Origin of the sequence: Staphylococcus sp. Ze2, from assembly GCF_048568365.1 — a bacterium.
GTDB classification, from domain to species: Bacteria; Bacillota; Bacilli; order Staphylococcales; family Staphylococcaceae; genus Staphylococcus; species Staphylococcus xylosus.
Map to the genome: position 1 here is coordinate 334,208 of NZ_CP183486.1, position 12,693 is coordinate 346,900.

The 12,693-nt window shown below is 31.4% G+C and carries 9 protein-coding genes and 1 pseudogene; all 10 read left to right on the top strand.

Features of this window, described 5'->3' with window-relative positions; all coding sequences use genetic code 11:
- Positions 1-300 precede the first annotated feature (300 nt).
- Complete coding sequence (locus ACM591_RS01355; RefSeq protein ID WP_326026083.1) at positions 301-2,334, top strand: MrcB family domain-containing protein; 2,034 nt, start codon at positions 301-303, stop codon at positions 2,332-2,334.
- A complete protein-coding gene (locus tag ACM591_RS01360) occupies positions 2,321-3,643 on the top strand; it encodes a 5-methylcytosine restriction system specificity protein McrC (protein WP_418354402.1) in 1,323 nt (440 codons plus the stop codon). Before ACM591_RS01355 ends, ACM591_RS01360 begins: the two co-directional genes overlap by 14 nt.
- A 461-nt stretch (positions 3,644-4,104) precedes the next feature.
- On the top strand, positions 4,105-4,533 hold the full coding sequence (locus tag ACM591_RS01365) for an Rrf2 family transcriptional regulator (RefSeq protein ID WP_029378672.1): 429 nt from the start codon (positions 4,105-4,107) through the stop codon (positions 4,531-4,533).
- Positions 4,534-4,677: 144 nt separating this feature from the next.
- On the top strand, positions 4,678-5,337 hold the full coding sequence (locus tag ACM591_RS01370; protein WP_069796384.1) for a DsbA family oxidoreductase: 660 nt from the start codon (positions 4,678-4,680) through the stop codon (positions 5,335-5,337).
- A 44-nt stretch (positions 5,338-5,381) separates the two neighbouring features.
- Positions 5,382-6,020: an NAD(P)-dependent oxidoreductase gene (locus ACM591_RS01375; RefSeq protein ID WP_326026080.1), complete on the top strand. Its 639-nt coding sequence runs from the start codon at positions 5,382-5,384 to the stop codon at positions 6,018-6,020.
- A 646-nt stretch (positions 6,021-6,666) separates the two neighbouring features.
- A pseudogene (locus tag ACM591_RS01380) lies at positions 6,667-7,533 on the top strand (LysR family transcriptional regulator).
- Positions 7,534-7,658: 125 nt separating this feature from the next.
- On the top strand, positions 7,659-9,152 hold the full coding sequence (gene tcuA / locus ACM591_RS01385) for an FAD-dependent tricarballylate dehydrogenase TcuA (RefSeq protein ID WP_038679330.1): 1,494 nt from the start codon (positions 7,659-7,661) through the stop codon (positions 9,150-9,152).
- Positions 9,153-9,509: 357 nt separating this feature from the next.
- The gene (locus tag ACM591_RS01390; protein ID WP_058625638.1) at positions 9,510-10,490 is read left to right on the top strand and encodes a tripartite tricarboxylate transporter substrate binding protein; all 981 of its coding nucleotides are present in this window, start codon (positions 9,510-9,512) and stop codon (positions 10,488-10,490) included.
- Positions 10,491-10,502: 12 nt separating this feature from the next.
- A complete protein-coding gene (locus tag ACM591_RS01395) occupies positions 10,503-10,946 on the top strand; it encodes a tripartite tricarboxylate transporter TctB family protein (RefSeq protein ID WP_029378666.1) in 444 nt (147 codons plus the stop codon).
- 14 nt (positions 10,947-10,960) lie between these two features.
- Complete coding sequence (locus ACM591_RS01400; protein WP_029378665.1) at positions 10,961-12,460, top strand: tripartite tricarboxylate transporter permease; 1,500 nt, start codon at positions 10,961-10,963, stop codon at positions 12,458-12,460.
- The last annotated feature ends 233 nt before the right edge of the window (positions 12,461-12,693 follow it).

Genomic DNA, 12,693 nt, shown 5'->3' on the forward strand with positions numbered 1-12,693 from the left:
ATTTGTTTAACAATAAATCCTATTGTGAATATTACGACGCGACCACAGCAATTAGTAGTTTCATGATTACTATAGTTAGTTTTTTTAAACCCCATCATCAAATGATAAGTAGAAGAGTATCATGATTGAAATCAAGAGATGAATTTATAACATATTAAATGCTTTAGTAAATTACCTTGTTTAATTTTCTCAACGTTTGATTAATATCCTTATTTGTAAAAGTTTTTGATATGCTAAAATTATATTTGAATAGATAATTTGAAGAGTTAATCAAACTTTTATGAATGGGGATAATTAATAATGACACTTTCAAAATTAATTAAAGAGATAGGAAATACATACCTTAAAGAAAAGAAATCGGGTGAATTTACGGGGGCGCCAGTTGGAGACTTAGTAAAAAATCAGATGGTCGATGAACTAAAAAATATAGAACAGCTAAAGGGTTTTAAACTCAAAGGTAGTATTGGAAATGGGAATTTTGCAGAAGTGCCGTGGGTTGCTATTATGGATGAAAATATAACAAATGCTACTACTAAAGGTATCTATATTGTTTTCTTATTTAGTGGAGATGGAGAGAAAGTATTTCTTACTTTAAATCAAGGTGTTACGTATTTTAAAAATAAAAAATTAAAAAAACATGACATAGTAAAAGCATCAAACACGATCTATGAAATATTAGATTCTCCTGAAAGCGCGCCTATTGATATTGATTTAAAAGCTAAGACATCATTAGGGAAAGGTTATGAAAAAACCACGATTAGTGGCTTTGAATATTATATAAATGATTTGCCAGATTCTTCAGTAATTGAAAATGACATGAATAAATTATTGAATGATTATGAACAGTTAATTGCTAAATTTAAAGAAAATGGTGAAAACCTTGATCAATTTTATCAATATATTTTAAATGCAAAAGATAAAAAATATCAATTATTCAAAAATCTATTTAGAAATTTTGTAGAACAAAGTCAAATTAATATTACGAGTAATGACAAAAGTACTGAAATAAAACATGAAGGTCTTGATGAGGTGAAAATCACTAAAATTAAAGACTTTAACTCTGTGTTAATGAATGATGTCGAATTTCATATTCATTTATTTAATAGTGGACAATATGGTAGAAAAAACGGTAGTGGAAGCGGTAAAATTCCATATATGTGTTATAAAAATTCGAATTCAAGATGGGTAACCATTAGAACAACTTTTGAAAATTATAACATGACTGCCGTTCGATTTACTTTATGGGATGAAGAAGCACAAAAAGAGCAAGAAACGGAACAAACTTATAGTATTGCAGAAATGGACCTTTTTTCTGATAATCCTCCCAATGAATATTTCAAGCAATTTTATGATGATTATATGAGTTACAAAATTGAGGTGGCGCCTATGATAGAAAGTGGAGTAGTTAAAGAATTAACAGATAAATTATTAAAGTCTAAAAATCTCATACTAAGGGGTGCGCCTGGAACAGGTAAGAGTTATCTAGCGAAAGCAATAGCTTGTAATATGATAGGGACTTCTAATGAAGATCTAGAGTCTTCAGAACAATTTGAGTTTGTTCAATTTCATCCTAATTATGATTATACTGATTTTGTTGAAGGCATTAGACCTGTTATATCTCATGATGGAACTATGGGGTTTGATTTAAAATCAGGAATATTCAAAATGTTTTGTGAGCAAGCTTTAGAGACACAAAGTAGTAATTCTTCAGATAAAACGATGGAAAAAGATGAAAATCACATTAAATATAGTGATAATCATAAAAAGTATATCTTTGTAATTGATGAAATAAATAGAGGAGAAATTTCAAAGATATTTGGAGAATTGTTTTTTTCAATAGATCCTAGTTATAGAGGAATTGCTGGAGCAGTAAAAACACAGTATTCAAATATGGAGTCTGAAAAAGATAAATTCTATATTCCTGAGAACGTTTATATTATAGGAACTATGAATGATATAGATCGCTCTGTAGATACTTTTGATTTTGCGATGAGACGTAGATTTAGATTTATTGAAATTAAGGCAAATGAAAATATAGAAATGTTAGAGTCTCTCGGAGATAAAAAAGAAGAAGCTGTTAATAGAATGATTAGTCTTAACGATACAATATCTCAAATAGATGAATTGGATAGAAATTACCATATTGGAGCTGCGTATTTCTTGAAATTAAAAGATATAAGTTTTGAAGAACTATGGGAAGATTTTTTAGAACCGCTTTTATCTGATTATATTAGAGGCATGTTTAATGAAGAAGAGATTATGGAATCATTTAAATCGTCTTATGATCATCCACAAATAAGTTCAGAATTGGGTTCAGAAGATGAAGTTGGTTAAAATTAAGGATAATTCTACTGAATCTTCCAATGAGTTTAGTAAAATTCCCAATATAATTTCTTCAATATTAGATAAAAGTATATCAGAACTTGATGAGACGGGCATATTTGTATTCCCAAATAGTTTAAAAGAGCAAGAAGGTATAACAGCAGATCAATTTATTCTTAATAAATTTGGCCAAGAATATCGTTCCAGTAATATTATGGGATTTCTAGGCTATAATGAAGAAAATTTAATCATTAAAACGCGTTTTTCGAAAGGACAACAAGATTATTTTTTTCAATATTTAATAGAAAATGTTTTGAAAATACCTTATGTTATTGATCTAAATACGATAATCGACAAAGACAATAAAATTATTGATTTGTTTATATTTATTTTTCCATATTATTTAAAGAAAGCTATGCGTAAAGGTCTGTTCAAGCAATATACAAGAAATGAATATAATAATAATAATATAAAGGGCACTATTGATATTCAAAGACATATTAAGAATAACACACCTTTTATAGGTAATATTGCTTATTCTCAGAGAGAATTTTCATATGATAATTATATGCTTCAGTTAATTAGACATACGATAGAATTTATTAAAAAAAGAAAAGAAGGCGCAGGCGTGTTAAATAGTGTCAGGAACGAAGTGAAGGAAATTCGTGAAGTTACTACAAGTTATAATCATATGGATAGAAATAAAATAATAATGTTTAATAATAAGCGACCTATAAGACATGCTTATTATAAGGAATATAGAGAGTTGCAGAAACTTTGTTTAACAATTTTACAGCGTCATAAGCATTATATTGGTAATGGTAAAGAGAAAATTCATGGTATTTTATTTGATGGAGCATGGTTGTGGGAAGAATATATTGATACGTTAGTTAGTGCAGATTTTTATCATCCTAAAAATAATGGCGGTAGTGGATCTCAAAGATTGTTTAGTAGACATTTAGGAACGAAAATTGGGTTAGTTTATCCAGACTTTATTGGACGTAATCAAGAAAATAGAATAATTGCCGATGCAAAATATAAACCAATTCAAAATATAGGTAATAGAGACTATTTGCAAGTTCTAGCTTATATGTTCAGATTTGATGCTAAAATAGGCTATTATTTCTATCCAAACCATAAAGAAACTAGGGATGAAGTATTATATTTAAATCAAGGAACTAGCTATGAGAGAAATGTGCAAATGCGAGAGGAAATAAAAGTAATTAAACTTGGTCTCTCTATCCCTAAAGCAGTTAAAGATTACAAAGAATTTTCTGAGGAAATGAAAAAAGCTGAGCAAGCATTTTTAGCTAAAATATAAATTATTTGGGAATTTAGAAGGTTAGATGGTGAAATTAAATTACTATATCATAAAATAGAAAATTATATTTCTATTAATAATTGAAACAATTAATTTTATTCATTTTCTTTTCATATTGGTAGTAGATGACTGAAAGTTTGATTCAAATTCAGATTTATAAAGTTTATCCGTAAAAACGCACCCCTAAAGTCGCATTAAAAATCTAACTTTTGGGGTGCATTTTTAGTATCAATAATGTTTGTAACTAATAACCCCGTAAACCCAATTCCGATAATAAGTTGAATAATTGTTTCTATCATTTGATTGAATTGTAAGTGAATTTTTTTGAGATGAATGTAATTTTATTTGAGGCGTTATATGTAACAAATAATTAGTAAAAATAGCTAAAATTAGAATAAATGATAAAAAATTATTGACATTTCATCTAGTTGTAACTACAATGGTTACATGAGGTGGTTAATATGAAAATAAGCAGTCGCTTTACAGTAGCTGTTCATATATTAGCTTTAATAAAGATAGAAAAAGCGTATACGTTAACATCAAGTCAAATAGCAGAAAGTGTTAATACGAATCCAGTAGTCATTCGAAGATTAATGGGTAAACTTAAAGAAGCTGGTTTTATTGAAGTGTCACGTGGTAATTCGGGCGCTAGGCTATTAAAATCACTAGATGAGATAACATTATTCGATGTTTATAAAGCTGTAGAAGTTGTTGAAAAAGGGCACCTATTCCAAATACATGAAGATACAAATATCAATTGTACTGTTGGTGCAAATATTCAAATTGTATTGGAAGTTATTTTAGAAAGTGCGCAAGATGCAATGGAAACAGTACTAAAAAGTGTAACGTTAGAAAACATAGTAAATAAGATTCTAGTAAATAACGGATAAATTTATCCGTGCGTCCAACTTGTAACTGTAACCATTACAATTACAACAATATGTATAAGTTCTGCTGCAATAGTTAGATGTCCATTGGATTTAAAAACGCAACGCGAGCCACCTTAATCAACTTTATTGAAAGGAGAGATGATGATGTCGTTGAAAGTAAGTATTTATTCTGATTACGTATGTCCATTCTGTTTCATTGGTAAGGATCAACTTGAAAAAGCAATAAAAGAAACGGATATAGAGGTATCTGTAGAGTGGAAAACATTTGAGTTGAGACCAAAACCTTTAGCACAGCTTGATCCCAACAATGATACATCGAAATTATCGCTCTGGCAACAAGTGATTTATCCAAGAATAGAAGCGTGGGATATCAATATGAAATTACCGAATGTTTCTCCACATCCTTATACCGATTTGGCACATGAAGGTTTTTATTATGCAAAAGCTCATGGCAAAGCGAATGATTATAATCATCGCGTTTATGAAGCATTTTTCCAAGAAGATCAAAATATTGGAGAAATAGAAGTGTTGACTCAACTTGCTAAAGAGGTTGGGTTAAATGAAGATGAATTTAAAGATGCTCTAGTTTCAAGAAAATATAGTCCTACGAGAATGAAGGCACTAGAGCATGCGAATAAAGAAGCGAACATTACAGGTGTACCTACTTTTATTATTGGTGAAGAAAGAATTAACGGAGTAGTTGATAAAGGGACTTTTGAAAAGGTATTAAAACAAGAGAGTGATAAATTAAAAGCTTCCGGTATAAGTGACATGCAATGTAGTATTGATGGAGGCTTTTGTTAGATAGCAATTTTAAATTGAAAAGTATAATTGAGGAGGAAATTATTATGAAAATTGGAATTATTGGAGCAACTGGTAAAGTAGGAAGTTTAGTATTAGAAGAAGCAATTGAAAGAGATCATGATGTAACAGCAATCGTTAGAAATGCTTCAAAAGTATCAAATAGCGATGTAAACGTAATAGAGAAAGAAATATTTGATATTACTTCGGAAGATCTAAAAGATTTAGATTTAGTTGTTAATGCTTTTGGTGCGCCACTCGGTGAAGAAGAAGCACATGTGACAGCAGGTCGTGCATTAATTGAAGCATTGAAAGGAACAGAAACAAGAGCAATTATCGTAGGAGGCGCTGGTAGCTTATATGTTGATGAAGACCAAACTATTCAGTTAATTGACACACCAGAATTTCCTGATGTATTTGTACCAACTGCAAAAGGACAAGGAAGAAATTTACAAGATTTAAAAAATTCAAAAGATATTACTTGGACATTCATGAGCCCATCTGCTGATTTTAATGCAGAAGGTGCAAGAACTGGTAGTTACCAATCAGGTAAAGATAACTTATTAGTTAACTCAAATGGTAATAGTTACATTAGCTATGCTGACTTTGCAATCGCGGTTTTAGATGAAGCTGAAAACTCTCAGCATAAAAATGAGCGTTTTACAGTAGTTGGCGAAGAAAAATAAATTAAGTAAAAAGTTTATAGATAATGTATGTATTTAGATAATTACTATCTTCATATAACAACATTAAAATAATAGGATAATCGTGTAAACTGAGCTGATACTCATCATAAGTATCAGCTCAGTTTAATTTCTTTATTCATTATCTCTTTAATTATAAATGTTCTTTTGAAATAAGAACCTAAAATATCAAGACTTGTATAAAGCGTTATGTTTATTCTTATTGTATTTTCATAATTTCCATAGCAATACCAAGTGAAGCCATAGGTTAATCTGATATCATTATAGAAGGGATGGTGCAAAGCGTTTTTGCGATAGCAAACCTTTTTATCCATCAGATATTTCTTTTGGCAATTTACGTTTTAAGTCATTTAATCCTAATTGTCGATTGAGCTTTTTTAATTTCATCTTGAGTCATTTTAGATACAGGTTTGTTGTTAATAGGCACTTCTCTTGAACTAGGTGTTTATTTAGCCACAGTTATAGTTATAAAAGTCTCAATGCTTCATGCTATAGCATGTATAAAAATGATAATGCTAAAGATTTATGTAATAAGTTTAGTACAGTGTCATAATAGATTCTAATATAGATACTTTATAAAATATGATAAAAATATTTTGTGTTTAAATCTGTTAAAGGGGAAATAGCTATGAATTTTAGAGATTTAGAGGTAATAAAAATACTAGATGATGAAAGAAATATTACGAGTGCTGCGACAAAGTTATATATATATCAGCCTTCGTTAAGTTACAAAATTAATACACTTGAACAGGAACTTGGCGTGCCATTACTCATTCGTAGCAAGAAAGGTATTCGATTTACTGCTCAGGGTAGTCATCTAGTTGATTATGCTAAGAAAACATTAAATGGATTTAATAAGATGAAAGATTATCTCCACAGTATAGATAATGAGGATGAGGGAGTCATTAGACTCGGTGTCTCTCAGAATTTAGCCAGATATGATCTGCCTGAACTACTGAGTAGTTTTACGGACGATTTTCAAAAAGTTCAATTTAAAATTGTTACATCTTGGAGTCAGTCTATCTATAAATTAATAGAATCTAACGAAGTTTCGCTTGCAATAGTGAGAGGGGATGTATCTTGGAAGGGCTATAAAACGCTATTAAATAAAGAACCAATATGTATAATTAGCAAAGATGAGATTGATTTAGACAATTTACCTTCAAAGTCTAGAATAGCTTTTGAGACTGATACAAGATTACAAAATACTATTGATAGCTAGTGGAAAGAATCCTACAATGAGCCTCCGAATGAAGCGATGTTAATTGATAACTTGGAGTCTTGTTTAAAGTTAGTAGAAAAAGGTATGGGTTACGCAATTGCTCCAAATATTGGTGTTAGAGAATATAAAAACTTAAATGTTGTACCTATTAAAAATAAAGAGAATGAAATAATTTATAGAGATACTTGGTTATTATATAGAGAAGAAGAGGATTACCCCCTAATGCAAAAGTTTATTAAACATATAAAAGCGTATTATAATGATAATAATTAAGAAAAACGTAATATCATAGAAAAATTCTATGATGATAAATAGAATTTATGTATTTTACTTCTTATATCTCATTAAGTAATCTTAAGAGAAATACTTTGAAATTACTTTTTTATGGAGGGATATTTTTGAAGAAATATGATGTGATTGTAGTTGGAACAGGAAATGCTGCATTAAGTTCAGCAATATCAGCAAAAGAGAATGGTAGTGAAGTGCTTGTATTAGAAAAAGCTCCCAAAGAAAAAAGAGGAGGAAACTCAATATTTACTGATGGAGCAATAAGGTTTGCTTACAATGATTTACAAGGGATCAAAGAAGTTGTCACAGCACTATCCGAAAGTGATTTATCAGAAATACAAATGCCTGATTATAATACTGAAGATTTTTATGAAGATATTTTAAAAGTAACTAATGGTGAGAGTAATCCAGAATTAGCCCAATTTTTATCAAATGAGTCATTTGAAACTATTTTATGGATGAAAAAACAAGGCGTAGAGTTTCAATTAAATGAAAATCAGTACTTTGAAATTAATGGAAATAAAAATTTTTGGGGTGGCTTACCTATTAAGACAGTGGATAAAGGGATTGGATTAATGAAATCTTTATTTAATAGAGCCCAAGAACTAGGTATTGATATTATATATAGTGCTGAAGTTAATAAAATTGAAATGAATCATAATAAAGTATCAGCTGTAACTTACTTGGATAATAATAAGCAAAGGGTGAGTGTAGATACTGAGGCTATCATATTAGCATGTGGTAGTTTTGAAGCGAGTAAAGATAAAAGGGTTAAAAACTTAGGTGAACAATGGGAAAAAGCAATCGTTAGAGGTACTGAATATAACACAGGTGACGGAATAGAAATAGCGACAGAAATTGGAGCTAATAAAACAGGCCAATATGATGGTTGTCATGCACATACTACAGATTATAATGCGCCTAAGGTGGGCGATTTTTCAAAACCTGGTGATATTTATAAAAAATCATCTTATCCGTTGGGCCTAATCATTAATAAAAATGGAGAAAGATTTGTAGATGAAGGTGCTGATTTTAGAAATTATACTTATGCCAAATATGGAAAAGAGACTTTGAAACAGCCTGGTCAAAAAGCTTTTCAAATTTTTGATTCTCAAGTCAGCCCTATGTTGAGAAAAGAATATCATTTGAAAGAAGCGACTAAGATTGTTGCGGACACATTAGAAGAACTGGCTGAAAAAATGGACATCAATCCTAATGATTTTGTTGAAATGATTAATGAGTATAACGCTAGCGTTCAGGATGGAGACTATAACCCAAGTGTGAAAGATGGTAAATCTACAAAAGGGATTACTCCAGAAAAGACGAATTGGGCTTTAAAATTTGATCAAGCCCCTTATTATGCGTTTCCTATCACATGTGGTATTACTTTTGCATTCGGCGGTATCTCTACAAATACTAAAGCTGAAGCTTTAGATGAACAAAACAATGCAATAGCTGGATTATTTGTAGCAGGAGAAATGGTAGGGGGATTGTTTTATCATAATTACCCTGGAGGATCTGGTTTAATGTCTGGCTCAGTTTTTGGTAAAAGAGCTGGAAAATCAGCTGCGGAGTATGTACAAATGAACAAAGTAGATAATTGATCATCATTCTGTTTATTGTATAAAAATACAAATTTTGTTACGCTTGATAGTAGTTTGGTTGGCTAGGTGTTGAAAATAAATATCTATTAGCAACAAGCATGCACATTGAATTCTTTAGGAACCAGTTGCCCTTGGTTGCTCTAGATGTTTCAACGCAGTGCGGAATAATGTGGATGTAAGAATGTTACAGTATAATCTCATTACAGTAGCCATATATAGCGGATATTTGATCGCTATAAAAATCAGAATTTTCAGTCAAAAATCACTGTATTGAATGCTTTATTATGTTCCGTTTAACATCTTTAAGTAGGGTATGACGCTAAATTTTGTAAGCGTTTTCAATAAAGGGGGGTTCCGGTGAAAAGATGGGGTGTGTTAATCATCATTTTTTCAATTGTATTAGCAAGTTGTGATAATGACAATAAATCAAGTGCATCAAACAAGCAATTTCCTGATGAAATGGTAGAAATTGTTGCACCAGCTTCTCCGGGAGGTGGCTGGGATACTACAGCGCGTGCGATACAAAAGATCATGATTGATGAAGAACTGACCAAACAAAACGTCAATGTGATTAATAAACCTGGAGGCGGTGGAGAAATAGGGTGGCAATATTTAAAATCACGTTCACCTAATACGATTTCTATCAACTCAAGTTTATTATTATCTAACAATGAATTAGGATTAAGTGATTTAGGTACGGATGACTTTACACCTATTGCAATTTTAGCGACTGAGTGGATTAGTTTAACTGCATCTAATCAATCGAACTTAGATTCTGGTAAAAAAGTAATGGAAAAATTAAAAGAAAATCCAGAATCCTTAACTATCGGTGTTGCACCAGGCTTAGGAAACAATGATCACTTAGCTTTTGTACAGGCAGCTAAGGCGTATGGCGTTGATGTAGATAAAATAGATTTCCTTGTATATAAAAGCGGAGGAGATTTACAAACAGCTTTATTAGGTGGACATGTAGATGTTGCCTCTACTTCTGTCTCTGAAGTAAAAGAACAACACCAGACTGGTAAGTTAAAAATGTTGGCAGTGACTTCTGATAAACCAGTTGAAGGTATTGAAGATGTGCCTACATGGAAAGAACAGGGCATTGATGTCGTCTTTCCACATTGGCGTGGTGTGATGGGGCCGAAAGATATGACGCCAGAACAAATTGCCTATTGGGATGAAACGATGAAGGATGTAGTGAAATCCGATAGATGGCAAGAAATAAGGAAAAATAATGATTGGGAAAACTACTACAAAGATAGTCAAGAAAGCGAGAAATTTTTAAAAGATCAACGTAAGAAATATAAAGAATTAGTCAAAGATTCAGGAATGAAATAAGGGGGGATATGAATGTCGCGACTTGTCTTTCCAGTATTATTAATATTATTTGGTCTTATTTATTTAGTGTTGACTTTAAATATACCTAAATCAAATATTGGCAATCCAAATAGCCCGATGTATTTTCCAATTTTAGTTGGTTTATTACTTCTAATAATGAGCATTGTGTATTTCTTTCAAGAATTTAAAAAACGTCACGAAACATTTACGGCATTTTCTCAATTATTAGAGAGAAAAACGTTTATACGTATTGTGTTAACCATTACGCTTACAATAATATATGCTTTAATATTTGAACGCCTCGGTTTTTTAATTTCAACAATAATATTCTTAGGTGCCATTATGTTCTTAATTAACGGTTATAAAAGATGGCTGCAAAATATTTTAGTCACGGTTATTTTTTCTGGCATTGCATGGTACACATTCGCACAATTATTGAATGTCAGTTTACCTTAAGGAGGGTGATTTAAATGGGGATTGATGCAGGTAGTTTTTTAGAAGGCTTATCAACTGCGTTTCATCCGATGAACCTTTTATGGGTACTTATCGGAGGGTTTTTAGGTACAGTGGTAGGTATGTTACCTGGATTAGGGCCTGCGACTGCGGTTGCCGTACTCATACCTGTGACATTTGGTATGGAACCAGTGAGCGCATTGATTTTAATGGTCTCAATTTATTATGGCGCCATGTATGGTGGCTCAAGAAGTTCGATTTTATTAAATACGCCAGGTGATGGCTCAGCTATTGCAGCTACATTTGATGGTTACCCAATGACCAAAAATGGGGAGGCGGGTAAAGCACTAACGATTTCAGCTATTGCTTCATTAATTGGTGGCATTATCGCAGTTATTGGTTTTATCATTTTAGCAAAGCCGCTCTCTGATTTTGCTTTAAAATTCGGACCACAAGAATATTTTTTACTATTCTTATTTACACTTTCAGCTATTGTAACTTTATCATCTGGAAAGATGGTCAAAGGATTTATTGCCACAAGTATAGGTTTAATTATTAGTACGGTAGGTGTTGATTTACAAACAAGTATTTATCGTTTTACTTTTGATATTCCTCATTTAAGTGAAGGTATCAATTTCTTAGTCGTTATCATAGGGGTATATGCAGTAGCAGAAGTATTATATAATTATTTGTATTTACACGCGTTGAAACCACCTAAAGCTGATGTAGGATCGATGAAATTAACAAAAGAAGATTGGAAACGAACGAGAGGTGCTATGTTGCGACAAAGTCCTATTGGATTTCTAATCGGTGTTTTACCAGGCGCTGGGGGTTCTATTGCGGCAATGTTAAGCTATTCAACCGAAAAACAAATATCTAAAAATGGTAAGAATTTTGGGAAAGGCCAAATAGAGGGTGTAGCTGCACCGGAATCTTCTAATAACGCTGCTTCAGTAGGCTCTTTAATCCCGTTATTAACGATGGGTGTGCCAGGGTCAGGGACAACGGCTGTGATTTTAGGTGCGGTCGTTATGTTAGGTTTACAACCAGGACCTTTATTATTTGCAAATGAGCCTGAAACAATATGGACACTCGTAAATAGTATGTTTATCGGTAATATATTCTTGGTTATTTTAAATATTGCTTTAATAGGCTTGTTACTAAAAATACTACGTACACCACCCAAAGTCTTATATCCACTTATTTTAGTACTAGCGTTTATCGGTACATATACATTAGGTTATAGTATAACTGATTTCTATATTTTAATTATTTTCGGTATTCTTGGATTAATTATGAAATTATTAGATTTTCCACTTGCACCTTTGATTTTGGCAGCAATCATAGGTTCAGATATGGAGCAGAATTTCCGTAAAAGCTTGATAGTGAGTAATAATAATGTAGCAGATATATTTTTGGGCTCACCCATAAGTATCGTTTTATCATTAATGACTATTTTAGCACTGTTCTATCCGTTGATTATAAAAGGATTTAAAAGAATGAAAATAAAAAAATAACATAAAGAAACCGCTCGTTTTACAAAGATATGAGCGGTTTCTTTATATTATCTTCATTAAAAGCATCAGTATAATTAATAAAATAAACGGTGGTAACCAATCAAAGTTTAATATACTTAGATAAATACAAATTGTAAGGACTGGGAGGCCTAAAGCATTTCCCAGGGAATAAATGTGTTTTGCAATATGACTTGAATATGCTATAACAATGATTTTTTAAAACAAAATTTATA

Coding starts and splice junctions, on each gene's coding strand:
- ACM591_RS01355 (WP_326026083.1), top strand. CDS start 301: ATGACACTTTCAAAATTAATTAAAGAGATAGGAAATACATACCTTAAA.
- ACM591_RS01400 (WP_029378665.1), top strand. CDS start 10,961: ATGGGGATTGATGCAGGTAGTTTTTTAGAAGGCTTATCAACTGCGTTT.
- ACM591_RS01360 (WP_418354402.1), top strand. CDS start 2,321: ATGAAGTTGGTTAAAATTAAGGATAATTCTACTGAATCTTCCAATGAG.
- ACM591_RS01395 (WP_029378666.1), top strand. CDS start 10,503: ATGTCGCGACTTGTCTTTCCAGTATTATTAATATTATTTGGTCTTATT.
- ACM591_RS01375 (WP_326026080.1), top strand. CDS start 5,382: ATGAAAATTGGAATTATTGGAGCAACTGGTAAAGTAGGAAGTTTAGTA.
- ACM591_RS01365 (WP_029378672.1), top strand. CDS start 4,105: ATGAAAATAAGCAGTCGCTTTACAGTAGCTGTTCATATATTAGCTTTA.
- ACM591_RS01370 (WP_069796384.1), top strand. CDS start 4,678: ATGTCGTTGAAAGTAAGTATTTATTCTGATTACGTATGTCCATTCTGT.